The organism is Bacteroidota bacterium (assembly GCA_030706565.1).
In the GTDB taxonomy this organism is placed as follows: Bacteria; Bacteroidota; Bacteroidia; order Bacteroidales; family JAUZOH01; genus JAUZOH01.
Genome location: JAUZOH010000002.1, coordinates 1 through 25,682, shown reverse-complemented (window position 1 = coordinate 25,682; position 25,682 = coordinate 1). Strand labels below are relative to the sequence as shown.

At 39.8% G+C, this 25,682-nt stretch carries 23 protein-coding genes; 10 read left to right on the top strand and 13 right to left on the bottom strand.

Annotated features, from left to right (window positions below):
* Positions 1-19: 19 nt before the first annotated feature.
* Complete coding sequence (locus Q8907_00380; protein MDP4272718.1) at positions 20-181, top strand: rubredoxin; 162 nt, start codon at positions 20-22, stop codon at positions 179-181.
* Positions 182-240: 59 nt separating this feature from the next.
* Here the strand turns inward: Q8907_00380 and Q8907_00375 are convergent, their stop codons facing one another.
* The 3 genes from Q8907_00375 to rpsA all read right to left on the bottom strand — a co-directional run bounded on the left by Q8907_00375 (position 241) and on the right by rpsA (position 3,577).
* The gene (locus Q8907_00375; protein MDP4272717.1) at positions 241-1,176 is read right to left on the bottom strand and encodes a ribonuclease Z; all 936 of its coding nucleotides are present in this window, start codon (positions 1,174-1,176) and stop codon (positions 241-243) included.
* Positions 1,177-1,193: 17 nt separating this feature from the next.
* The gene (locus Q8907_00370) at positions 1,194-1,541 is read right to left on the bottom strand and encodes an STAS domain-containing protein (protein ID MDP4272716.1); all 348 of its coding nucleotides are present in this window, start codon (positions 1,539-1,541) and stop codon (positions 1,194-1,196) included.
* A gap of 74 nt (positions 1,542-1,615) precedes the next feature.
* Complete coding sequence (rpsA, locus tag Q8907_00365; protein MDP4272715.1) at positions 1,616-3,577, bottom strand: 30S ribosomal protein S1; 1,962 nt, start codon at positions 3,575-3,577, stop codon at positions 1,616-1,618.
* 372 nt (positions 3,578-3,949) lie between these two features.
* Between rpsA and Q8907_00360 the strand changes: the two genes are divergently transcribed.
* The 7 genes from Q8907_00360 to lpoB all read left to right on the top strand — a co-directional run bounded on the left by Q8907_00360 (position 3,950) and on the right by lpoB (position 11,067).
* On the top strand, positions 3,950-5,287 hold the full coding sequence (locus Q8907_00360) for a UDP-glucose/GDP-mannose dehydrogenase family protein (protein MDP4272714.1): 1,338 nt from the start codon (positions 3,950-3,952) through the stop codon (positions 5,285-5,287).
* Between the two features lie 39 nt (positions 5,288-5,326).
* Complete coding sequence (locus Q8907_00355; GenBank protein ID MDP4272713.1) at positions 5,327-6,277, top strand: SDR family oxidoreductase; 951 nt, start codon at positions 5,327-5,329, stop codon at positions 6,275-6,277.
* 4 nt (positions 6,278-6,281) lie between these two features.
* Positions 6,282-7,163, top strand: coding sequence for a glucose-1-phosphate thymidylyltransferase RfbA (rfbA, locus tag Q8907_00350; GenBank protein MDP4272712.1), 882 nt, complete (start codon positions 6,282-6,284; stop codon positions 7,161-7,163).
* A 14-nt stretch (positions 7,164-7,177) separates the two neighbouring features.
* Positions 7,178-7,741, top strand: coding sequence for a dTDP-4-dehydrorhamnose 3,5-epimerase (gene rfbC, locus Q8907_00345; protein ID MDP4272711.1), 564 nt, complete (start codon positions 7,178-7,180; stop codon positions 7,739-7,741).
* Positions 7,738-8,616 (top strand): dTDP-4-dehydrorhamnose reductase, encoded by an 879-nt coding sequence (gene rfbD, locus Q8907_00340; GenBank protein ID MDP4272710.1) that lies wholly within the window; start codon positions 7,738-7,740, stop codon positions 8,614-8,616. Before rfbC ends, rfbD begins: the two co-directional genes overlap by 4 nt.
* Positions 8,617-8,622: 6 nt before the next feature.
* Complete coding sequence (locus tag Q8907_00335; protein MDP4272709.1) at positions 8,623-10,365, top strand: phospho-sugar mutase; 1,743 nt, start codon at positions 8,623-8,625, stop codon at positions 10,363-10,365.
* 99 nt (positions 10,366-10,464) lie between these two features.
* Positions 10,465-11,067 carry a penicillin-binding protein activator LpoB gene (gene lpoB, locus Q8907_00330; GenBank protein ID MDP4272708.1) on the top strand — a complete coding sequence of 201 codons (603 nt, stop codon included), beginning with the start codon at positions 10,465-10,467 and terminating at the stop codon, positions 11,065-11,067.
* Between the two features lie 98 nt (positions 11,068-11,165).
* On the opposite strand, the gene Q8907_00325 is transcribed toward lpoB, so the two are convergent.
* From Q8907_00325 to Q8907_00315, 3 genes are read right to left on the bottom strand one after another with little or no spacing between them, the layout of a single operon-like run.
* Entirely contained in the window at positions 11,166-13,634 is a 2,469-nt protein-coding gene (locus Q8907_00325) for a thiamine pyrophosphate-dependent enzyme (GenBank protein ID MDP4272707.1), read from the bottom strand.
* Between the two features lie 38 nt (positions 13,635-13,672).
* Complete coding sequence (gene lpdA / locus Q8907_00320; protein ID MDP4272706.1) at positions 13,673-15,031, bottom strand: dihydrolipoyl dehydrogenase; 1,359 nt, start codon at positions 15,029-15,031, stop codon at positions 13,673-13,675.
* A gap of 27 nt (positions 15,032-15,058) precedes the next feature.
* Positions 15,059-16,390 (bottom strand): dihydrolipoamide acetyltransferase family protein, encoded by a 1,332-nt coding sequence (locus Q8907_00315; protein ID MDP4272705.1) that lies wholly within the window; start codon positions 16,388-16,390, stop codon positions 15,059-15,061.
* Between the two features lie 248 nt (positions 16,391-16,638).
* On the opposite strand from Q8907_00315, the gene Q8907_00310 reads away from it, so the two are divergent.
* Positions 16,639-17,763, top strand: a complete 1,125-nt coding sequence (locus Q8907_00310) for an SGNH/GDSL hydrolase family protein (protein MDP4272704.1) — start codon at positions 16,639-16,641, stop codon at positions 17,761-17,763.
* 118 nt (positions 17,764-17,881) lie between these two features.
* The gene (locus Q8907_00305; protein ID MDP4272703.1) at positions 17,882-19,048 is read left to right on the top strand and encodes a sigma-54 dependent transcriptional regulator; all 1,167 of its coding nucleotides are present in this window, start codon (positions 17,882-17,884) and stop codon (positions 19,046-19,048) included.
* 71 nt (positions 19,049-19,119) lie between these two features.
* On the opposite strand, the gene Q8907_00300 is transcribed toward Q8907_00305, so the two are convergent.
* The 7 genes from Q8907_00300 to Q8907_00270 all read right to left on the bottom strand — a co-directional run bounded on the left by Q8907_00300 (position 19,120) and on the right by Q8907_00270 (position 25,574).
* Positions 19,120-19,440, bottom strand: coding sequence for a hypothetical protein (locus tag Q8907_00300; GenBank protein ID MDP4272702.1), 321 nt, complete (start codon positions 19,438-19,440; stop codon positions 19,120-19,122).
* Between the two features lie 39 nt (positions 19,441-19,479).
* Complete coding sequence (locus Q8907_00295; GenBank protein MDP4272701.1) at positions 19,480-20,901, bottom strand: NADH-quinone oxidoreductase subunit N; 1,422 nt, start codon at positions 20,899-20,901, stop codon at positions 19,480-19,482.
* Positions 20,902-20,909: 8 nt separating this feature from the next.
* Positions 20,910-22,412 carry an NADH-quinone oxidoreductase subunit M gene (locus Q8907_00290; GenBank protein ID MDP4272700.1) on the bottom strand — a complete coding sequence of 501 codons (1,503 nt, stop codon included), beginning with the start codon at positions 22,410-22,412 and terminating at the stop codon, positions 20,910-20,912.
* Positions 22,413-22,427: 15 nt separating this feature from the next.
* The gene (nuoL, locus tag Q8907_00285) at positions 22,428-24,344 is read right to left on the bottom strand and encodes an NADH-quinone oxidoreductase subunit L (GenBank protein ID MDP4272699.1); all 1,917 of its coding nucleotides are present in this window, start codon (positions 24,342-24,344) and stop codon (positions 22,428-22,430) included.
* Between the two features lie 70 nt (positions 24,345-24,414).
* Positions 24,415-24,729: an NADH-quinone oxidoreductase subunit NuoK gene (gene nuoK / locus Q8907_00280; protein MDP4272698.1), complete on the bottom strand. Its 315-nt coding sequence runs from the start codon at positions 24,727-24,729 to the stop codon at positions 24,415-24,417.
* A 6-nt stretch (positions 24,730-24,735) separates the two neighbouring features.
* The gene (locus tag Q8907_00275) at positions 24,736-25,236 is read right to left on the bottom strand and encodes an NADH-quinone oxidoreductase subunit J (protein ID MDP4272697.1); all 501 of its coding nucleotides are present in this window, start codon (positions 25,234-25,236) and stop codon (positions 24,736-24,738) included.
* 2 nt (positions 25,237-25,238) lie between these two features.
* Positions 25,239-25,574: a 4Fe-4S binding protein gene (locus Q8907_00270; GenBank protein ID MDP4272696.1), complete on the bottom strand. Its 336-nt coding sequence runs from the start codon at positions 25,572-25,574 to the stop codon at positions 25,239-25,241.
* Between the last annotated feature and the right edge of the window lie 108 nt (positions 25,575-25,682).

Genomic DNA, 25,682 nt, shown 5'->3' with positions numbered 1-25,682 from the left:
ATTACTAAAATTTTCAGCTATGAAAAAATACAAATGTAAAGTTTGCGGGTATATTTATGACCCCAAAGAAGGGGATACGGATAATGGAATTGCGCCAGGCACAGCCTTCGAAGATCTTCCCGATGATTGGGTTTGCCCCTTATGCGGAGTCGAGAAATCAGATTTTGAAGTCACCGACTAGAAAGTAAAGAAAACCCGGCAATCTCCATTCTTCGGGTTTTCTATTTTAACGTATGCAAATTATCCGATAATTTCACGTTCCAGGGGTACATCAAAGCAATCGCCATCATTTACCACCGAAGTATTGGGAAAAATGGCCTGTGCTTCTTTCAGCAAAGGGAGGATATCTTTATACCGTGCTGAGAAGTGGCCTAAGATAAGTTTCTTTACTCCTGCTTTAGAAGCAATGGTAGCTGCCTGAGAGGAAGTAGAATGATAATTTTTTCTGGCTCTTGCCAGATCTTTATTGCAATAGGTAGCTTCATGATAAAGCAAGTCGACCTGACTGACCAAAGGGATGACCGATTCATCAAAAACGGTATCCGAGCAATATGCGTAACTACGCGGATGAAATGGCGGAAAGGTAAGTATCTTATTCGGGATAACTTCTCCCCCGTCAGACTGAAAATCCCCACCTTTTTTAATGTTTTGTATATCTTTTATGGATAAGCCATATTCCTGAACATATTCTTTCCTGATGTTAAGGTCCTTTTGTTTTTCCCTGAATAAAAAACCACAGGTTTCTATCCGGTGCTTTAAAGGTATCGTTTCTACTGTAAGGATCTTATCCTCATAGATCACGCTGTTTTTCCTGACATCCAGGTCATGAAAAATAATTTTAAAGGTGATATCATTCAGGTAAAAACGGATATATGGGTTGAGCAGCTTTTTTAATTCACTGTAAGCATAAATGTGTAAATCGTTTTTCCTTTCCAGAAGGATATAAGATGAGAGCAGCCCGATTAAACCGAAGGTGTGATCGCCATGCAGATGGCTGATAAAGATATGGTTGATTTTCAAAAAGGGGACATTATACCTGCGCAATTGCATTTGAGTTCCCTCGCCGCAATCAATTAAAAAAAAGTGCTCATCTGCATTCAGCAGGTGAGCACTTGTAAATCTCCGGGAAGTAGGCAATGCAGAACTGCTTCCCAATATTGTTACAGAAAAAGACAATTTTTCAGCTTATTAAATTATTGAGCTTTAGTAACTATATCTACCGCTTCTTCCACGGTGTTGGTAATGCTCAAAACAGTATCCAGTTGCGAAATTGTAATAAGCCTTTCCACGGCATCATTTAAACCAGTGAGCACGAAAGTTCCATTCGCATTTTTGCAGAGCCTGTTGGCCACTAAAATTGCGCTCAGACCTGAGGAATCACAATAACGACATTTACTTAAATCCAGTATGATGTTCTCCTCTCCATTGCCAGAAATCAGAATCAGTTCAGATTTTAAGTTCGGGGCAATATGAGTATCCAGTTTCTCTTCCAATACTTGAATTAAAGTATAATTTTCCAGTTTTTTTATATTGAATTCCATATAAAATAAATTTAAGCTTGAATTATAAATTTATTTACGAGAAATAACTTTTTTTAACTTCACTGGTAAAGATACTATTTTTCCTGATCTTTTTTATCTTTTTCTGCTTCAGCTTCAGCTTTTTTTTCGTTTTCTTCCATTTCTGTCTTCAAGGCAGCCAAATCAGGAATATCACCCAGAGTAGTCTTTTCTATATTATTTTTAATCTTCTTGGTGACTTTCTTAATATTAGCTTCCTTTTCTTTTCTTTCAGAAATCTCTTCAGCTTTTTTAGCGTCTTCGAAAGTTCTGGTATGGGAAAGAATGATACGTTTAGCTGATTTGTTGAACTCAATTACCTTGAATTGGAGTTTTTCGTCAACTTTTGCCGTTGTTCCATCTTCTTTTACCAGATGTTTAGTAGTAGCAAAACCTTCAACTCCATAAGGCAGGGCAATAATAGCGCCTTTATCAACCAATTCAATAATGGTACCTTCATGGACAGAATCAATGGTAAATACTGTTTCAAAGACATCCCAGGGATTTTCTTCCAGTTGTTTATGGCCCAGGCTTAATCTGCGGTTATCCTTATCGATTTCCAGAACCACTACATCAATATCGGCACCTATGGAAGTAAATTCAGCCGGATGTTTGATCTTCCTTGTCCAGGACAAATCAGAAATATGGATCAGGCCGTCAATACCTTCTTCGATTTCAACAAAAACACCAAAATTGGTGAAGTTGCGAACCTTAGCGGTATGTTTGCTGCCCACTGCATATTTTTCTTCGATATTCTGCCATGGATCCGGTTTGAGTTGTTTCATGCCAAGAGACATCTTCCTTTCTTCGCGGTCGAGGGTAAGGATAACAGCCTCCACAACATCCCCAACTTTCAGGAATTCCTGGGCACTTCTCAGGTGCTGTGACCATGACATTTCAGAAACATGGATAAGTCCTTCAACACCGGGAGCAATTTCAACAAATGCACCATAATCGGCCAGAACAACTACTTTACCTTTTATTTTATCACCCACCTTCAAATTCGGATCCAATGAATCCCAAGGATGAGGAGTCAATTGTTTCAAGCCAAGAGCGATACGTTTTTTCTGATCATCAAAATCAAGAATTACAACGTTCAGTTTTTGGTCCAGATGAACCACTTCTTCAGGATGATTTACCCTGCCCCAGGAAAGGTCGGTAATATGGATCAAACCGTCTACGCCGCCCAGGTCAATAAATACTCCGTAAGAGGTGATATTTTTAACAGTTCCTTCAAGAACCTGTCCTTTTTCAAGTTTAGAGATAATTTCTTTCTTCTGTTGTTCAAGCTCAGCTTCGATAAGCGCTTTATGAGATACAACAACATTTTTAAATTCATGGTTGATTTTAACCACTTTAAATTCCATGGTTTTATCAACATACATGTCGTAATCACGGATAGGTTTCACATCAATTTGTGAACCGGGGAGGAAAGCTTCAATACCGAATACATCAACGATCATACCGCCTTTAGTACGGCATTTGATATATCCTTTGATGATTTCGTCTTTTTCGAGAGCTTCGTTCACTCTGTCCCATGAACGCATTGCTCTGGCTTTCTTGTGAGAAAGGATCAGCTGACCTTTTTTATCTTCCTGACTTTCAACGTAGACTTCAACTTTGTCACCCACTTTCAAGTCGGGATTGTAACGAAATTCATTCAGACTAACAACACCTTCAGATTTATAGCCGATATTGATCACCACTTCTCTTTTATTCATAGAGATAACAGCACCTTCAATAACTTCATTCTCAGCAATAGTGGATAAAGTCTGAGCGTACATTTCTTCAAATTTTGCCTTTTCATCAGCAGGATAGGAAGTTCCTTTTTTATCTGTGAAAAGACTCCAATCGAATTCCTCTTCAACCGGTTTTTTAACCAGATTAAGCTCTTCTTCAGCCCCTTCTTCTTCAGACTCAGAAACATTTTTCACTTCTTCATTGTTGATTTTAGCAGCATCTTTCGCTACATTCGCACCATCAACTACTTCTTCAGGTTTATTTTCTTGTTCAACCATTTAAAATAAATTAATAATTAATAAGTTAGACATTATTTTTTTAATTCAAGGTGCAAAAATACATTATTTTTTATTTAAACTATTAAAGTTATGAAAAATATTCATGTAATAGTTTTATTTCTTTTAAGTTAAAGCCTCTCCGGGCAAATTCTGAATAATGTTATAAATCATAAAATCGCAACTATTTTATTTACTGTTGTTTAATAAAATAAGGATTTTAAATTAAATGTATTAATTTTAATTGTTGTAAAATCAACTTTCTTAAAATCTTTCATTTTTTAAAGCATATTTAAAGTATAAGATTTATTTTTGCTACTTAATTGAAAAAACTTGTCGTATTGTTAAATGAAAAAATGCAAAACCAGATAAATCATGAAAATATCTATTGTAGGAACAGGTTATGTGGGTTTGGTTTCGGGGACTTGCTTTGCCGAGACGGGAATTGATGTAACTTGCGTTGATATTGATAAGGGAAAAATAGAAAAGTTGCATCAAGGGATTGTTCCTATTTATGAGCCTGGCCTGGATACAATGATAAAAAGGAATGTCGAAAAAGGGAGATTGTCGTTTACCACCAACCTGGGAGAAAGTTTGGTTGGAGCAGAAGCAGTCTTTATTGCGGTAGGAACCCCGCCCGATGAAGACGGCAGTGCCGATTTGAAATATGTCCTGGGAGTAGCCAGGGAAATTGGGCAAAATCTTGACCATTACCTGGTTGTTGTGACCAAAAGTACAGTACCTATTGGTACGGCCCAAAAAGTTAAAGCGGCCGTCCAGGCAGAGTTAACTAAGAGAAAAATGAATGTCCCCTTTGATGTGGCCTCCAATCCTGAATTTTTAAAGGAAGGCAATGCCATCGATGACTTTCTCAAACCCGACCGTATTGTAATTGGGGTGGAATCGGATACGGCCCAAAAAACCTTAAGCAAGTTGTACAAGCCATTCCTGCTCAACGGACATCCCTTGTTGTTTATGGATATTCCTTCGGCTGAAATGACCAAATATACAGCCAATTCTATGCTGGCCACCAAAATCAGTTTCATGAACGAAATAGCCAATCTATGTGAATTGCTGGGAGCTGATGTCAACATGGTCCGCCTGGGTATTGGCAGTGATGCCCGCATAGGAAATAAATTCATCTATCCCGGCGCAGGCTATGGAGGTTCCTGTTTTCCAAAGGATGTAAAGGCCTTAATCAATACCGCAAAAAAGAATAACTTCACCCTGAATATCTTACAGGCAGTAGAAAATGTAAACGAAAAACAAAAGGTCATCATTTTCGACAAGATAGTTTCTCATTACGGAAAAAACTTGGCAGGGAAAAAATTTGCACTTTGGGGATTATCATTTAAACCGCAGACAGATGATATGCGGGAAGCACCATCATTGTCAATCATTGATAAATTAACCAGGGCAGGAGCCAGTGTAAAAGCTTATGATCCGGTAGCCATGGATGAGTGCAAGCGAAGAATAGGCAGCAAAATCGAATATGCCATCGATCCTTATGATGCATTGATCGATGCTGATGGTCTTATTGTGATCACAGAATGGCCCGAATTCAGGGTTCCCAACCTGAAAGTAATGGAAAGGCTGTTAAAATCAAAAGTCATCTTTGACGGAAGGAATATTTATGATTCAGCCGAATTGCTTGAAAGCGGGTTTTCCTATTACAGCATAGGAAGAAGGCCTTCGCTCACGGCAAAAAATTAAACAAGATTTCCAGGACATATATATAATGTTTAAAAACAAATGAAAAAGATATTAGTCACCGGAGGTGCCGGTTTTATTGGTTCACATTTATGTGAAAGATTACTGGATGAAGGCAATGAGGTAATTTGTCTGGACAACTACTTTACCGGTTCAAAAAACAATGTTATTCCTCTGTTGAAAAATCCTTATTTTGAATTGATTCGCCATGATGTCACTATGCCCTTTTATATAGAGGTTGACGAAATCTACAACCTGGCATGTCCCGCATCGCCAATACATTATCAGTACAACCCGATAAAAACCATCAAGACTTCGGTGATGGGAGCCATCAATATGCTGGGTCTGGCCAAACGTACCAGGGCCAAAATATTACAGGCATCCACCAGTGAAGTTTATGGAGATCCCGCCATACATCCGCAGGTTGAAAGTTACTGGGGCAATGTCAATCCCAACGGGGTACGTTCCTGTTACGATGAAGGCAAGCGCTGTGCCGAATCCCTCTTCATGAATTATCATCACCAGAATAATGTCCGGATAAAAATCATCAGGATATTCAACACCTATGGCCCCAGAATGCATCCCAACGATGGCCGGGTGGTTTCCAATTTCATTATGCAGGCATTACAGGACAAGGACATCACGGTATACGGGGACGGGCATCAGACCCGCAGCTTTCAATATGTGGACGACCTGGTTGAAGGCATGATCCGTATGATGAATACCGGGGAGGATTTTATAGGCCCCGTAAACATTGGAAACCCCGGCGAATACTCCATGATAGAACTGGCCGAAAAGATCATAGAATTGTGTCATTCAAAATCAAAAATTGTTTTTGAACCTTTACCTTCCGATGATCCGTTGAAACGTAAACCAGATATCACCCTGGCCAAACAAAAGCTAAACAACTGGGAACCTAAAATCCCTCTGGAAGAGGGATTAATCAAAACCATCTCCTACTTTAAAGGTAAATTAGAACAGAAAACCAATTAACAACATGAAAGGAATCATTTTAGCCGGAGGTTCTGGTACCAGGCTATACCCTATCACCAAAAGCATCTCCAAACAAATCATCCCGGTTTATGATAAACCCATGATCTATTATCCCCTGTCAAACCTGATGTTGTCGGGGATAAAAGAGATATTGATCATTTCAACGCCCAAAGAAATTCATTTGTATGAAGAATTGCTTCTGGATGGCAGCCAGCTTGGATTAAAAATCTCCTATGCCATACAACCCTCTCCCGATGGCTTAGCTCAGGCTTTTTTGATTGGCGAAGATTTTATAGGTAAAGATAATGTTTGCCTGGTTTTGGGGGATAATATCTTTTATGGCCATGGTTTTGGAGGTGTACTGAAAAATACTGCCAAATTACAGGATGGTGCCGTTGTTTTCGGATATTATGTAAATGATCCTGAGCGCTATGGAGTAGTTGAGTTTGATGAATCGGGGAATGTCCTGAGCCTTGAGGAAAAACCACAAAATCCACGTTCCAATTATGCGGTTACCGGCTTATATTATTACAGCAATGATGTAGTGGCCAAAGCAAAGACATTAAAACCCTCACCAAGGGGAGAACTTGAAATAACCGACCTGAACCGTCTGTTTCTGAATGAAGGCAGACTCAAAGTACATTTGCTGGGCCGGGGAGTTGCCTGGTTGGATACAGGTACCCACGACAGCCTGCTGCAAGCTTCAAACTTCATTGCCACCCTTCAGCAAAGACAAGGGCTAATGGTCGCCTGCCTGGAAGAAATTGCTTACAGAAACGGCTATATCAATAAGGAGCAACTGCTAAAACTGGCTGAATCTTTGAAAAAAAATGAATATGGACAATATCTGATCCAGATAGCAAATGAAAAAATACGTACTTTTTAAAATATTATTCTTTTATGAAGATTATAAAAACGGAAATACCTGATGTGCTGATTATTGAGCCTAAAGTCTTTGAAGATGAAAGGGGTTATTTCTATGAAAGTTACAATGAGAAAGCATTAGCAGAAGAAGGATTGAATTATAAGTTTGTACAGGATAATCAATCCAAATCAAGCTACGGAGTACTCAGAGGGCTACATTACCAATTGGCGCCCTATTCCCAGACAAAGCTCGTGAGAATACTGGAAGGACGTGTATTTGATGTGGCCGTCGATTTGCGGAAAGGATCCCCCAGTTTTGGAAAATGGATAAAAGTTGAACTTTCTGCTGAGAACAAAAGACAATTAATTATTCCCAGAGGCTTTGCCCATGGATTTTCTGTGCTCAGCCCAACAGCAGTATTCTTTTACAAAGTGGATAACCTCTATACCCCGAAAGCAGAAAGAGGAATATTATATAGCGACAAAAAATTAAATATTGACTGGGGGCTTGAAGGAATAAAACCCCTGGTTGCTGCAAAAGACAATGTATTGCCTCCCTTTGATGAAGCAGAAATAAATTTTATTTATGGACAATTATGATTAAAATATTGGTTACAGGTTCAAACGGACAATTAGGAACCGAAATACATGAATTATCAACCTATTACCCTCAATTCGATTTTATATATACGGATGTTGATACCCTGGATATTACAAATTCAAAAGAATTAGAAAGATTCGTGGATGGGCATCCCGTACAGTATATCGTTAATTGTGCGGCATTTACAGCAGTAGATAAGGCAGAAAGCGAGAAACACATGGCTAATCTGCTCAATTATACAGCAGTAAAATATCTGGCCGAACTTTCTAAAAAGAAAAATATCCGGTTGATCCACATTTCATCCGACTACGTTTACAGTGGAGAATCCTGCACTCCTTATAGTGAAGACCATCCCACCAATCCATCTTCTGTGTACGGGCAAACCAAATTAAATGGCGATAAGGAAGTTCTAAAATCAGGGACAGGACTCATCCTTCGTACTTCATGGCTATATTCCCCCTATGGAAATAACTTCGTTAAAACCATGTTGAAATTGGGACATGAACGGAAAGAAATCAATGTGGTCTTTGACCAGGTAGGTACGCCGACATACGCACACGATTTGGCTAATGTAATACTTAAAATTATTGATTCATTTGAGGAAAAAAATAGTAATTTTGTTCCAGGGGTTTTTCATTTTTCAAATGAAGGAGTTTGTAGTTGGTATGATTTTGCATGGGAAATTATGAAAATGTCTTCGCTTCGCTGCAAAGTGAATCCAATAGAAACCAAAGATTTCCCCACACCGGTCAAAAGGCCCTCCTTCAGTGTACTGAATAAAAATAAAATAAAATCCACCTTTGGATTTGGCATTCCATATTGGAAAGACAGTTTAAAAGATTGCATGAAACGCTTAGGTTACGAAACGAAATAAGATATTATGGGAAAGGGAGAAAATAACAGCTCAGTAGATGAAAGAGTAAAGCTGTGGCTTGAAGGGAATTTTGACGAAAAAACTAAAGAGGAAGTTAGAAAGCTATTAAAAAATCCCGCGGAGTTAAACGAATCGTTTTATCGCGATTTGGAATTCGGTACTGGTGGATTACGCGGTATCATGGGGGTTGGTACAAACCGCATGAATATTTATACGGTAGGAATGGCCACTCAGGGATTATGCAATTATTTAAAACAGCAGTTTTCAAAACTTCCGGAAATAAAAGTTGCAATTGCCCATGATAGCCGGAATAACAGCAAGTTGTTTGCCGAAACAGCTGCAAAAATATTATCGGCCAATGGTATAAAGGTGTTTCTGTTCGATTCGCTTCGTCCGACTCCTGAACTTTCTTTTACGGTCAGATACCTTAAATGTCAAAGTGGGATTGTAATTACGGCTTCCCATAACCCCAAGGAATACAACGGATATAAAGTATATTGGGATGATGGGGGACAAATTATTGCCCCTCATGACAAGAACATCATTGAAGAGGTTAAGAAGATCAAAAATATCGATCAGGTCAGGTTAGATGGGAATAAAGATAAAATTGAAATTATTGGTGAAGAAATTGATGAAATCTATACAGATAAAATTAAAACTTTGTCAATTTCTCCAGAACTGATAAAGAAAAACAACGACCTGAAAATCGTTTATACTCCTTTACATGGCAGTGGGGTCAAGCTTATTCCTAAGATTTTAGAAAAGTTTGGGTTCAGAAATGTAATCCATGTTCCTCAACAGGATGTTACCGACGGGAACTTCCCCACGGTTAAATCTCCTAATCCCGAAGAACATGCAGCATTAGACTTGGCTTTGGAAAAAGCAAAAGAAACGGATGCGGATCTGGTTTTAGCCAGCGATCCCGATGCTGACCGGGTTGGAGTGGCAGTGAAAAATAAAGACGGACAATTTGTCCTGCTGAATGGCAACCAGACAGCTACCTTGTTGATCAATTACCTTATTTCCTGCAGGGCTTCCAAAAAGATTCTCAATGGCAATCAATATATTGTCAAAACCATTGTCACTACAGACCTTATAGCGGATATTGCAAAAAAATACAAGGTCGAATATTTTGACGTATTGACAGGTTTCAAATATATCGCAGATACCATCCAGCAAAACGAAAAAGAGAACAAAGATTTTATTGGCGGAGGAGAAGAAAGTTATGGATTTTTGGCAGCCGATTTTGTCAGGGATAAAGATGCCGTAATGACCTGTGCCTTGGTTGCTGAAACAGCTGCCTGGGCCAGAGAAAATGGGAAAACACTCTGGGATGTTTTGGTTGATATTTATGTGGAATATGGATTTTACAAAGAATCTCTTATTTCTATTGTGCGCCAGGGTAAAAGCGGAGCGGAAGAAATCCAAAAGATGATGGAAAGGTTCAGGAATAATCCTCCTTCTTTCATCAATAATTCTGAAGTAATGCTGATCAATGATTACCTGAAACACTTATCTTATGGGAAATTAAGCACACCCAACGATATCACATTACCTGTCTCCAATGTGCTTCAATTTTTCCTGAAAGATGGTTCAAAGATTTCCATCAGGCCTTCAGGAACAGAGCCTAAAATCAAATTTTATTTCAGTGTAAAAGAAAAGCTGGCCAACAAAGATGATTTTCAAAAAGTTGATGACCTGCTCGCTGAAAGAATCAAAAATATTATTGCAGATTTAAAAATCAGCTAAGCTTAAAAAATACTTTAAAAAAAAGGGGAAATTGCAAGCAATTTCCCCTTTTTGGTACAATTATTGCTATGTTAAAATAGATACCTTATTTTTTGAATCATGAAAAAAATACTAAATACTTCAATAGTTTTTGCCCTGGCATTTTTATTGACTTCCTGCTATTCCACAAGTCCACGGCATACGGTTCAAAGGGTCAATACCGATGAGCAAATAGACTTAAGCGGAAGGTGGAACGACAGCGACTCCCGGATGTCGGCAGATGCCTTAACCGATCAGGTTTTGGGTGAAAAATGGCTGCCCATGTTCGAACAAAGGCACAATGGTACAAGGCCGGTGATAGTTGTAGGACTGGTTAAAAACAAAAGCTATGAGCACATTGATGCTGAGACATTCATCAAAGACATTGAAAAAGCGATAATCCGCAATGGCTCTGTCAGATTGGTTCAGGCTGGTGATAAACGCGAAGAATTAAGGACTGAAAGAGCCAATCAGCAACAATTTTCATCAGCAGAAACCATAAAAAAATGGGGACGTGAGTTGGGTGCAGATTATATTATGCAAGGCACCATCAATTCTATCGTTGATACATACAATAACCAGAAAGTGGTTTATTACCAGATAGATCTGGAAATGACCGATTTGGAAACCAATGAAATTGTATGGATGGGTGACAAAAAAATCAAAAAATATATTGAAAATTAATCTTTAGCCAATAATAATTATTTCAAATGTGTTTAAAAAAATGGCGGGCAAAACCCGCCATTTTTTTTTAAAACCAACTAATCAATCTTATTATCATCTTAAACTCCCATACGGCTGCGTCTCAAATGCTCATTCCTGGTAAAATTATTTTTTGCCGTATGTCCTTTTAAAGGAATGATTTTCTCATGAATTGCATCGATAATGGTATCAGGCTGCGGGAAGAAATATTTTTCCATTTCGTGAGCAGGGGTTATCCAATTCCTTGAACCCAAAACCACTACAGGAGCATCCAGTTCATCAAATGCCAATTCTGTAATATTTGCAGCAAGGTCATTCAAATAGGAACCGCGCGTGGTGGCATCACTGGCCAACAATATTTTTCCTGTCTTTTTAACCGATTCAATAACCAAATCATAGTTAAACGGAACCAGACTACGGGCATCAATAATTTCGGCTTCCATACCATATTTCTCTTTGAGAATATCGGCAGCTTTTAAAGCCGTATACAAAGTAGAACCAATCGTAAGTATGGTGATATCCTTACCTTCACGTTTAACATCAGGTTCACCTATTGGAATTTCATAATATCCTTCGGGAACACCTTCCTTATGGAACATTTCACCTATGTCGTAAATCCTCTGGCTTTCAAAGAAAATAACCGGATCGGTACCCTGTAATGCCGAATTCATCAGACCTTTTGCGTCGTAAGGAGTAACGGGGAACACAACTTTAAGTCCGGGAATGTGTGCCACCAACGAAGACCAATCCTGCGAATGCTGGGCTCCATATTTTGAACCTACAGAAACACGGATAACTACAGGCATTTTAATTACATTACCGCTCATGGCCTGCCATTTAGGAAGCTGATTGAATACTTCATCACCGCAACGGCCCAGAAAATCGCAATACATGATTTCGGCAATAGCCCTTCCACCTGCCATTCCATAACCTATGGCTGTTCCAACTATGGCACCTTCTGAAATAGGCGAATTAAACAAACGATGATAAGGAAGAGCTTCGGTCATCCCGCGATATACAGCAAATGCACCGCCCCAGTCGCGGTTTTCCTCTCCATAAGCAACCAGAGTAGGATCCTTATAAAACCGGTCAATAATAGCTTCAAAAATACCATCTCTCAGCTGGAAAGTTTTAACCTTAGAAAATGGTTTTCCATCCTTGTCGAAAGCAAAACGCTCCTTATTTTTGATGGCCTTAACCCTTGGATTTTCACTAAGAGGCATCAATACTTCCGGTTCACGGCTTTCCATTTTATCAACCGAACCATTTGAAAACATCATATCCCCAATAGCTTCAGGGTTCTTATCCAGGTTCAGCCTTGGAGAAATTTCATCATTGATGGCCAATTTCAAGGTCCGGGTCAATTGTTCTTTTATTTCTGCCCTGATTTCGTCTAACTGGGCAGCAGATGCAACATCAGCCTCAGCCAGATTATTTCCAAAATCAATGATAGAATCAGCATTTTGCCATGCTTCAATTTCTTCCTTGGTACGGTAGGATGAAGCGTCGGAAGGTGAATGCCCGCTAACGCGGTATGTGATGGTATCCATTAAAACCGGGCCATGTTTTTCTTCAAGAATCTTCTTTTTACGTTTGAAGGCATCAATAACGGCTAAGGGATTATAACCATCAACCCTTTCAGAATGCATCATTTCAGGATTTACACCGGCACCAAAACGTGCAAGCATATCATATCCCATAGTTTCACCACGGGTCTGTCCGCCCATCCCGTACTGGTTGTTCATGAAATTGAAGATGATTGGCAAACCACCGCGGTATTCTCCATCCCAGAGTTTGGTAAACTGATCCATCGTGGCAAAAGCCATTGCTTCCCAAACAGGGCCGCAACCCAGTGAAGCATCTCCGATATTGGCCACTACGATACCCGGCTTTCTGTTTACTTTTTTATACAAAGCAGCACCTGTAGAAATATCCGCAGAACCACCAACAATGGCATTATTGGGATAAACGCCAAACGGAGTGAAAAAGGCATGCATTGACCCGCCCAAACCTTTATTGAATCCATTTTCACGGGCAAAAATCTCCGATAAGGTACCATATAACAAAAACTTAATGGCCAGTTCTTTTACTGTCCCTTTATGTTCTTTCTCAACAACGTGAAGGGCATTTCCTCCAAAGAAACCCGACATGATTTCCATCAGGCGGTTATCGGACAATTGATGAATAGCGGATAAGCCTTTAGCCAAAATTTCTCCATGGCTACGGTGGGAACCGAAAATATAATCATCAACGGTTAGATTGTAGGCCATACCTACAGCTGAGGCTTCCTGTCCGATGGATAAGTGGGCAGGACCCGGATGGGTATATTTAACACCATTGTATTCGCCGGCAATCTTGATCTGGTTGATCATGGTTTCAAATTCCCGGATCACCGACATATCATGATAAATTCTTATAAAATCTTCTGTTGAAAAGTTATTCTTTTCATCCTCAATACTTTTATTGTACTGGCAAACCGGAATAGTTCCAAAGGTTATTTCACCTTTTTCCCTGGTTTTTAAAGGATCTACAAATTGAATTTTAGGCATAATGTAAAAATTATTTTTTCTACGTAATTTCAGTAAAACTATTCATTAAAAGCAAACATGGTCTCTTTAAGTATCTCGGATACTGTAGGATGGGGGAATATTACCTGGGACACATCTTTCACCCTTAGTTGGGCCTCAATCATCATGGCAGCTCCGTAAATGAGTTCTGAACTTGGATTGCCAATAATATGTACCCCCAATATTTCTCCATATTTCTCTCCTACCAGCACTTTTGCAAAGCCATTGACGCCTTCATTCTCGGCAAGAAAACGACCTGCAAAAGCCATCGGCAATGTCCTTATTTTATATTTAATATTCTTTTGTTTTGCCTGTTCCTCCGTCAGCCCCACACTCGAAATCTCCGGATTGGTGTAAACCACAGCCGGCACAGCATCGTAACGCATGGTATCGGCCTGGCCACAAATATTGTTCACCACCACTTCACCTTCCCTGCTGGCCGTATGAGCCAACAATGAAAAACCGGTGACATCTCCAGCTGCATAAACATTGGGGATATTGGTCTGGCAATGATTGTCAATCTTTATTCCACCCCGGTTGAGCTCAACGCCAAGATTTTCCAGTCCAAATCCTTTGGTAACCGCCCTGCGGCCAACGCTCATCAGCAATTTTTCTCCGGTAATGCTTTGTGTCTTTCCGTCTTTCTCGAAAAAGACCTCATTTCCTTTGATTTCAGTCACTTTTGAACCAAGATAGAAAGAAACGCCTTTTTTAGCATATCCCTGACGAAGAAGCACGCTCATTTCGCTGTCTATTCCCGGCAGGATTTCCGGCATCATTTCAACCACCGATACTTTACATCCCATGCTGCTGAAGAAACTGGCGAACTCCATTCCGATGACACCTCCTCCAATAATCGTAAGAGTCTGAGGAACAGCATCCAGCTCGAGAATTTCGCGGTTGGTGAGTATTTCATCCCTGTTCAGCCCTTTGATAGGCGGAATAAAAGTTTCCGAACCGGTGGCAATCAGAAGATTTTTGCAGGAATAATTTTGTTCGCCGGCAGTGATATTAATACTGCCGTCAGATGATTTACCCTGAATTGTAGCAGGTGCGAAAACCACTTCCACGTTATATTTCTTCATGGCGGCGCCAACACCGGCAACCAGGCGTTTTACCACCTTGTTCTTGCGCTGCATGATCTTGGCAAAATCAAAACTTACTTCCTTGCAACTTATTCCATACTTCTCGCCTTCCCTGGCATGATCATACAGTTTTGCAGTATATAACAAGGTTTTTGTAGGAATACATCCTTCGTTTAAGCAAACACCGCCTAATTTGTTTTTATCAAAAAGGACCACACTCAGCCCTTTTTGTCCGGCGCGCTCTGCAGCCACATATCCGGCAGGCCCTGCTCCTATTATCGCTAAATCAAACATTCAGTTATAAGTTTATATTTTACTTAATTACAAAGTTTCATTCCAGTTCTCGATCTGCATCTTAATTTCCCTAAGGAAAAGAGTAGCAGGACCGCCATCAATAGCACGATGATCGTAAGTAAGCGAAAGTCCCATGTAAGGAACAAAACCAAAGACTCCGTTTCCTAAATCCGCCGGACGGTTGACAATTGTGTTGACCCCTAAAATAGCCACCTGCGGTAAATTGATGATAGGAGTAAACAATTCAACGCCATAGTTACCTAAATTGGATACTGTAAATGAAGCTGCGGTGCTGGCAAGCAACTCAGGATTGACATTGCCTTTCTTGCAACTTTCGGCCAAGGCCTTAAGTTGTGAAGACAGTCCTTTGAGTGACAGGTCATCGGCATTCCGTACAACAGGAACCATTAAACCACGTGGCGTATCAACGGCAATTCCCAGGTGGACTTTATTGAATGTACGAATGCTGTCGCCCAGAAAATGAGCATTGGCTTCAGGATTTTTCTTCAATGCTTTGATCACAGCATAACAAACCATATCGTTAAGCGTGATGTTGTCTGTACTGCCTTTATCCATGGCAGCCTTGACTTTTTTACGGAAATCAAGAAGCTTCCTGACATCTGCGCCCATGTGGTGGGTAAGCTGTGCGGAATTCTGAATAGATTCGTACATGGCCTTGGCAATGATCTTACGCATATTGCTTAACTTCTTCACCTCGGAATCTTCGGAATAAATATTGGCTGTTTCGACAAGGTCGAAACTCAATGTTCTGCCGCCTAAACCGGAAGCTGCACCCGGCTGAAGGTTTTTATCGGCAGCCATCTCAGCAGCAAGAGGGGTCATCAGGGCCCCGGATTTTGCATAAGCCTCGACATCATGTTCGATCACCCTGCCTTCAGGGCCGCTGCCCTGCAATTTTGAAACCGGAACTCCAAGCTTTTCTGCCAAATGTTTGGCACGGGGAGATATTTTTATTTCACCGGTTAAAGGTTCAGCTTCTACACTTTCTGTCACCGGAGCTGACTGACTTGCAGGTTCAGCCACATGAGCGGCTGGTTTTTGCTCTTCAGCAACAGGAGCTGCGGTACTTTTACCAGCACGAAATTCTTCAATATTTTCGCCTGCCTTACCTAATACTGCCACATTGGTCAGTACAGGAACTTCATCTCCTTCATTATAAAAGATTGCCAATAATTGGCCGTCGGCTTTAGCTTCCTCCTCAAAAGATGCCTTATCGGTTTCATAAGAAAAAAGCACATCGCCTTTTTTTACTTCATCACCAACCTGCTTATTCCACTGGGTAATGACGCAAGTCTCAACTGATTGTCCCTGCCGGGGCATAATTACAGGTATTGCCATATATTTTAGTTTAAATTTTTAAGATCTTCCTTGCCAAAATAATTCCGGCCAAATGTACATTATTCAACTTGTAAATACAAGTAAAAATTTATTATTTTTTCCTTACTTATTTTGATATGATCTTCTTCTAAAATCCAGTTAATTGCCTTAAAGATGAAGCCCTTTGTCTCTATCAAAAAACAAAAACGTGCAAAATATTTAATAACTTTAATTTTTTGAATTTTAACCTTAATTTAAAATTTATAACCATGAGAAATTTAATTTGTTCAGGATACCTTAAGTCAATTGGCATAACTTTAATCATATTACTACAAACAATTTCGGCTCAATCGCAAATCAGCCAACAGGGTAAATCTGCAGGTAAACCCAAGGGCTCAATCACTTATCCTCTTATTCCTGCTAATAATTCTAATATCCAATATACAGGAAGAATAGATTTCAGTAATAAAGCCTGTCCCCGGTTTTCATCACCCGGGGTATATATTCAGGCAAAATTTACCGGTACTTTGTGTGACATAGAACTATCCGATCCAAATAACCACAATTACATTGAAGTGGTAGTCGACAATGGCCCCGCAAAAAGGATAAAAGTAGAAAATGGAATCATGAGGGTTGCCGAAGGTTTGGCGAATAAAACCCACACCATCCTGATATGCAAAGATACGGAAGCAGCTATAGGATGGCTCGAATTTAAAGGATTCAGATGTAAAAGGCTTTTGCCAATGGCCCAAAAACAGGTGAGAAAGATTGAGTGCTATGGAAATTCAATCACCTGTGGTGCCAAAATGATTGCCGGATTATGCGAACAAGGCACCGGTGACAACTGGAATATCACCAACAAGGCGTATATGTCGTACGGAGCCGTTACTGCCCGCAAGCTCAATGCCCAATGGCAGCTTACTTCCTGGTCGGGAATCGGACTGGTACACAGCTGCTGCAACATGCCCGTCACTATGCCCGATGTTTACGACAGGACTTTCCTTGAAAATCCCTCTTCGGCTAAATGGGATTTCTCCAGCTATATCCCGGACTTAGTCACCATCTGTCTGGGACAAAACGACGGGATTATCGATTCGTCCGTATTCTGCTCAAAATATGTCGAATTCATCCTGTCCATCAGGGCAAAATATCCTCATGCAGCAATTTTCTGCCTGACTAGTCCCATGAGTGATGATGCCCTTCTCCAGTTTCAGAAGAAATGCCTGAGCACAATCGTTCATACGATGAATGCTGAAAAGAACGACAGCAAAGTATATCAGGTTATCTTGACCAACAAACTTAATTCCGGCTGTGGAAACCATCCGGATGAAGCCCAACATGAATTAATTGCCCGCGAATTGTCAAAAGCCATCAAAGAAAAACTGGGCTGGTAAAGATCAGGTTGATTTATTTTGCAGTTGCTTCTGACAGGGTTTGTTTATAACTTTGCATGAACATTTTTAATTTTAGCCTTGTTATATAAGGAATAGTTTTATTGTATAAATTATTGAAATGGCTAGCATATTAGTAATTGATGACGAAAAAAGTATCCGGAACACTTTGAAAGAAGTCCTTGAATACGAACATTACCTGGTTGATATAGCTTGCGACGGGGTGGAAGGTTTAGATATCTTCAACAAAAACAGTTACGATGTTGTGCTTTGCGACATCAAAATGGACAAGATGGACGGAATTGAAGTGCTCGATAAAATCATGGAAAGTGACCGGGAAACGACGGTGATCATGATTTCTGGCCACGGCAATATAGATACGGCAGTTGAATGTATCAAAAAAGGAGCTTTCGATTTCATTGAAAAGCCGTTGGACCTGAACCGTCTGTTGATCACTATCCGCAACGGGATGGATAAAACCCAGCTGTTGAGCGAAACAAAAGTACTGAAACGCAAGGTCAACAAAACTTTTGAAATTGTGGGGAATTCGGAAGCCATCAATAAAGTAAAGGAACTTATTGACCGTGTGGCGCCAACCGATGCCAGAGTTCTGATTACCGGCAAAAACGGCACAGGCAAAGAATTGGTTGCCCGCTGGCTGCACGAAAAGAGCCACAGGGCAAATCAGCCCTTTGTTGAAGTCAACTGCGCAGCCATTCCTTCTGAATTAATTGAAAGTGAACTTTTTGGACACGAGAAAGGAGCCTTTACTTCAGCCATTAAACAACGCATCGGCAAATTCGAACAGGCCAACGGAGGCACACTTTTCCTGGATGAAATCGGGGATATGAGCCTTTCTGCCCAGGCCAAAGTTCTTCGGGCTTTGCAGGAGAACAAGATATCCCGCGTGGGCAGCGATAAAGATATTGACGTTGACGTCAGGATAGTTGCAGCCACCAACAAAGACCTTAAAACAGAAATTGAAAACCACAATTTCCGCGAAGATCTTTACCACCGGCTTAGCGTTATCCTCATTGATGTTCCTACCTTAAACGAAAGAATTGAAGATATTCCAATCCTGGCGGATCATTTTCTGAATGAAATCTGCGCCGAATACGGGATGACTAAAAAAGCAATAAATCCCGATGCCATTGCCGAACTTCAAAAAATCAACTGGACAGGTAATATCAGGGAATTCAGGAATGTTCTGGAGAGACTGATTATCCTCTGCGGGAAAGAAATATACGGAAAAGATGTGCTGGCATACGCTCAGCCTATTTCCAAATAAAACGGCATAAAAAAACCGGAAGATTATTCTGTAAGAATTAATTTCCCGGTTTTTTATATTTTTTCAATAAATTATTTTACAAGCCAATAAGGGATATTCGTTTGTTCAGTCTTCTGATCCCAGTATGCAGGCGTTACAACATGCCCGTCTTCCCTTTTTAATGACTTTTCATATACTTTCAGAACAGCATTAAAGGTAACATCCGTCACTCCGACTTTATATACAGAAACAGCACCTTCCTGGGCTTTTTCTTCAGTTTTAACTTCATATTTATTGAATTGAAGCAAGGTTGTAAGAAAATCAGCCCTTTCCTTTGAACATCCAGGTTCAACAATGCTGCAACGAACACCGTTTATTTCTTCAACAATATGTTTTGTGGTATTTAGAGACATAATCTTATAATTTTATTATCAAGTTTCAGCACGAAACATTTACATTCCAAAGCTTACAGTACGGATATATTCGAAAATAACACTTGCAAAACCCGAAACCATAATACCAATCATACATAAAACCAAGCCAATCCTGCTTAATGTATCGGTTTTGAAAGAAGCAATCGGAGTCTCGCTTTTATTGATAAACATTGCTTTAACAATAAGTAAATAATAGTATAAAGAGATGATTGTATTGAGTACGGCAATGATAATCAAAATAAAATGTCCTTTTTCGGCAGCAGCTGTAAAGAGGAAAAATTTACTAAAGAAACCGGCAATAGGCGGAATACCGGCCAAAGAGAACAAAGCAAGCAGCATTAGCAGGCTAAGCATGGGGTTAGTACGGTATAAACCGTTGTAATCGTCCATTTTTTCTTTGCCCGTCTTGTTCGAAATAACCGAAATAACACCAAATACACCAAGATTGGAGAATATATAAACCAAAACAAAATAAACAACTGAAGTCATACTCAGAACAGTTCCACTAATCAGGCCAACCAGAATAAAACCTGCCTGGGAGATTGAGGAAAAAGCCATAAACCTTTTCAGGTTGGTTTGCCTCATTGCAAAAAGGTTACCGATAGTCATGGTAAGAACAGCAATAACCAAAAGTGCATTTTGCCATTGAATTGCGATAGAATGGAATACAGTAAACAGAACTATGGAAAGGATGAAAACTGAGGCTCCTTTTGATATTACCGATAAATAGGAAGTGACAGCAACAGGAGCACCTTCATAAACGTCGGCTGTCCATAAATGAAAGGGAACCAGTGAAATTTTGAAAGCCATACCGGCAAAGAAAAACACAAAAGCCAGAACCTGTAAAGGAGAACCTGTATAAGTAGCAGCAATCTGATTAAAATAAAATGAACCGGTTGTACCGTAAATCATGGATATACCCCAAAGTAAAATACCGGAGGATAAAGCAGCAAGCATGATAAATTTCACACCAGCTTCAGCGCTGCGGTTTTTATATCTGTCATAAGCAACAAGAGCGGCCATTGGAATAGTAGCCAGTTCCAAACCAAGATACAGCATCAGAAAATCGCCGGAAGAAATCATGTAATCCATACCAATCAGGGTGGACAACATCAATATAAAAAATTCACTGATTCTGTCCTGATTTTCTTCCTTCTTTAACCATGCGGCGGCCTGCAGGAATACAATAAATGTACCGATATTCAGGATATTTTTCATCAGTATGGTCAAACTGGAACTCTGATACATACCTCCAAACAATTGTCCGGTATGGGCAGGCAGGAAACCAACCCCTGTGACCAAAAACAATAACACCAAGCTATAATTGATTATACGGCTTTTTTTATTTTCGGGAGTAAATATTTCTGCTACAAGTAAAATCAACAGCACCAAAACCAGTAGCAATTCATTGCGCATAAGAATCATTTGTCCAAAATTCATAGTATTTTTTACAGTAAGTTAATTGACAATATTCTGTGTATAATTGGAGTCAAACTGTGAGAAATCATGTCCGAAAGCCAGAGAGGTGCAATACCGATTCCAGCAATGGCAACAACCATGGTGATGATGGTAACTTTTTCGTACCATTCCGCATCCGACAGACTCCAGAATTTTTTATTATTCACTTCTCCCAGGAGAAATATTCCAATCACCCGGAGAATATATACTGCAGTTACCACAATTGATGAAGCAGCAATAATAGTTGCTACCCTGTGAAACATATCGGGATGTTGAAATGCCCCCGTGAAAATAGTCATTTCAGCAACAAAACCACTGAAACCGGGCAAACCCAACGAAGCCAGACCTGCAATTACATAAGCAACGGCAAGGAAAGGAATGATCTTCATCAAACCGCTCATTTCATTGATCATTCTGGTATGTGTACGGCCATAAATCATACCGATTAAGGCAAAGAAGAGGGCTGTCATAATACCATGAGAAATCATCTGTAAGATAGCTCCGTCCATTGCAATTTTATTCATCATCAACAAGGCGAAAATAACCATACCACAATGGCTCACTGAAGAATATGCATTGATATACTTAAGGTCTTTCTGCATTATAGCACCCAAAGCTCCATAAAGTACGCTGATTGATGTAAGTATGATGAAAATCCAGGACAACTGCTGAGCTGCATCAGGCATTAAGTAGATAGCCACCCTGAATATACCATATCCTCCAAGTTTCATCAGTACACCTGCATGAAGCATTGAAACTGCAGTAGGTGCAGAAGCATGACCATCAGGACTCCACGTGTGGAATGGGAATAAAGCGCCCAGTACTCCAAAACCTATAAAGGTTATCGGAAAGAAGAATCTCTGAATAACTATAGGTATATGATGTTTTGAAATTTCAAGAATATTGAAAGTAAGGTGCCCCGGAGTACCGGAATTATAATAAATACCCAAAAGACCAACCAGGATCAGCGCTGAACCACCCATCAGCATCAGGGTAAGTTTCATTGCTGCATATTCCTTAGGCCCTGTACCCCATATACCAATAAGCAGGTACATCGGGATCACTGCCAACTCATAAAACAGGAACATGGTGAAAAGATCGATGGAAATAAAAAATCCGAAAACACCAGTTGCCAATAAAATAAGCGTGACAAAAAATTCTTTGGGCAAATCGCTCATCTTCCAGGAAGTGAATATTCCGCAAAAGATAACAATAGAAGTCAAAGCAATCATTGCTACTGAAATTCCATCAACGCCTATGCTATATTGAATATGCAATGAAGGATACCAAACTATGGTCTTTTTAAATAACATTTCAGCCATATAACCGGCTTTTCTTAAAGCCAAATAAGAATAAACAAGAACACCGGCATTAATCAGCTGCGCACTCATACCTATTGCAGCAACAACACGAACATACTTATTGTCTCTGCACAACATCATTCCGATAATAGTGATAACCGGGATTACAACAAATAGGGTTAAAATATCCATAACAAATTCAAATTTTTAAAAAGCAAAATACAATATTGCAAGAAATAGTGCTACAGCGCCAACCACGAAAGTAAAGGCATATTGCTGCAGGTAACCGCTCTGGAAACCTTTAATCCTGACTGAAACACTATTGGTTATATATGATATCCCATTCATGGCACCATCAACAACATGACGGTCAAACCATGCAATAGGCCTGGAAATGCAATTAAAGATGATCTTCTTTGTAACAAAGAGATAAACTTCATCCATATAGAACTTATGGTAAGCTGATTTGTAGAGCCCCTTAAAGATAGTTGCAAAACGATCAGCAAAATTTGTCTCCGTGCGATAAAAGACCCTGCCAATGATAATACCTGCCAAAGCAATCAAAATTGAAGGAATTGCAATATTCCAGTGGAAAACGCTTTCTTCAACTACTCCATTGTATGTAACAAACTTACCAAAAGGAATAAATCCCGTAACCACAGAAGCCAAAGCCAGGAACATCAGAGGTATGGTCATTGTAAATGGGGATTCGTGCGGAGTATGTTCGTAATTCCGGTCAGTTCCCCAGAAAACATTGTAATAAAGCCTGAACATATAGAAAGCTGTAAGGCCGGCGACAAAATAATCAACGGCAAACAACAATTTATTGCTGTGGAAAGCAGCAGCCAGGATTTCATCCTTACTGAAGAAACCGGCAAACGGAGGTATACCTGAAATTGCCAGACAGGCAATAAGGAAGGTAATGTGGGTAACAGGCATGTACTTTCTGAGACCGCCCATATCCGTCATATTGTTGCTGTGTACCGAATGAATAATAGAACCAGCGCCTAAGAACAACAATGCTTTAAACATTGCGTGTGTGAAAAGGTGAAACATGGAAGCACTGAATCCTAGTGACGTCTCAGCAGTATATCCTGCAACACCAAGAGCCAGCATCATGTAACCGATCTGAGATATGGTAGAGAAGGCCAGTACACGTTTAATATCGATCTGAGTACAGGCGATTACGGCTGCAAACAACGAGGTGAACCCTCCAATGTAAGCAACTATTGTCAATGCCTGAGGAGCAGAAATAGCAAAAATAGGAAATAACCTGGCTACAAGAAAAACACCGGCAACAACCATGGTGGCAGCATGAATCAATGCTGAAACAGGCGTGGGGCCTTCCATAGCATCAGGCAACCAAATGTGCAACGGGAACATGGCCGATTTACCGGCACCACCCATAAATATCAGAAGCATTGACCAGGTCATCACCGACATTCCCATAAAGGCAATAGAACCGCCTTTGGCAATGGCAGCACCGTGAACATCAGTCAACAATTTAAAGTCAAATGTCCCTGTCATAAAGGATAAGAGCAAAATACCGATCAGAAATCCCAAATCAGCAAAACGGGTGACAATGAAAGCTTTCTTTGAAGCAGCAATTGCCGATTGCTTTTCGTAGTAAAAGCCGATCAGCAGGTATGACGAAACACCCACCAACTCCCAGAAAATATACATCTGGAAAATATTGGTAGCGACTACCAGGCCCAACATTGAAAAGCTAAACAAGGAAAGGAAAGAATAGAAACGTTGGAAACCTCTTTCCCCGTTCATATAGCCCAAACTATAGATATGAACCATCAATGAAACCGTGGTAATGACCACCAGCATCATGACCGAGATGGGATCAAGTAAAACGCCCAAGTCGATGTGTAAATTATCCGTAAACTTGAGCCAAAGTGTATTGAATGCGGTCAGTTTTTCATAAACACCGCCTACTTTTCCGGAAACGAAAAAATACTCATAAGCAGTAAAATAAGAAAGAGCAGCCGAAATGAATAATCCGATTGTACCCAGAATTCCCGAAACCAAGGGTTTCATTTTATTTCCAAAAAGACCAAGGAAAATAAAGAAGAACAAAGGAATCAATAAAATCAGAACAGTGTAACTAAATGACATGGCCTAAATAATTTTCAAATGATAATTGATTATTGACTATTAACTTGCTATATAGATTGAGTTGATACATTTAAAACTTCAATTCATCAACATTTTCGACATCAATATTATGAAAATGCCTGTAAATATTGATAATAATTGCAATAGCAACAGCAGCTTCAGCAGCAGCAATGGCAATGATAAACATGGAATAAAACATCCCTTCTGTTTTGCCGGCAAACAAATAACGGTTAAAAGCCACAAAATTAATGTTTATAGAGTTTAATATCAACTCTACCGACATCAGCATGGTAATGAGGTTTCTACGAACCATAAAGCCATAGATGCCCACAAAAAACATAATTGTGCTTACAACAAGAAAGTAAGATAACGGTATAGTATTCATAATCTTTTATTTACGTTTTTTAGCAATAATAATGGCAGCAATCATGGCAGCCAAAAGTAAAATACTGATTACCTCAAAAGGCAATGCATAACCATTATTTCCTGTATTCAGCATACTGAGACCAATAGCCCTGACGCTAGTATCAGCTTCCGGAGAAGTGATTACTGCAAAAGGATGATTCAGGATGGCCACCAGGCATATAACAGCACCAAACATGGAAGCAAATGCAGATAATGCAACCTTTTTAGGGCTGGGCTGTTCAAATTTCTGTTCAATATGGCTGGTAAGCAAAATAGAGAAAATGATCAACACTACTACGCCACCTGCATAAACCAGAATCTGGACGGCAGCAAGGAAAAAATAATTCAGCAAAACATATAAACCGGCAGTAGCAATTAAAACGAAAAGTAAATAAGTGGCTGCCCTTAATATCCGCCTGCTGGTAACTGTAAGTACAGAAAAAACCAAAATGATAGCGGCCAGCAGTAAAAACATAAATTCATTCATAATCAGGCTTCTTTTTCTTTAATCAGGGATGAACCCGGATGGTTAAGAATTTTATTTAATCTGGAACGGTCATAAACCGAATTTTCAAAAGTCTGTGCAAATGCCAAAGCATGTTGCGGGCATGTTTTAATACACAAACCGCAGAACGTGCACATTCCATGATGATAAATATGCTTGTCTATAACTTTTTTCTTCTTGCCATCAACTTCAATAGTTTTTGAAATTACTTCTATTGAACCATTGGGACAATTCATAGCACAAATACCACAACCCGTACAGTGATGTTCATTATTCTCATTGTGAACCATGATCACCTCACCTTTAAAACGGTCGAACATTTTCTATGTGTTCCGGTTATTGGGATATTGCTCAGTAATGATTTCACCCGGATGAACAAAATAATGACCCGTTACCGACATCCCTTTTACCAGGGATATCACCCCTTT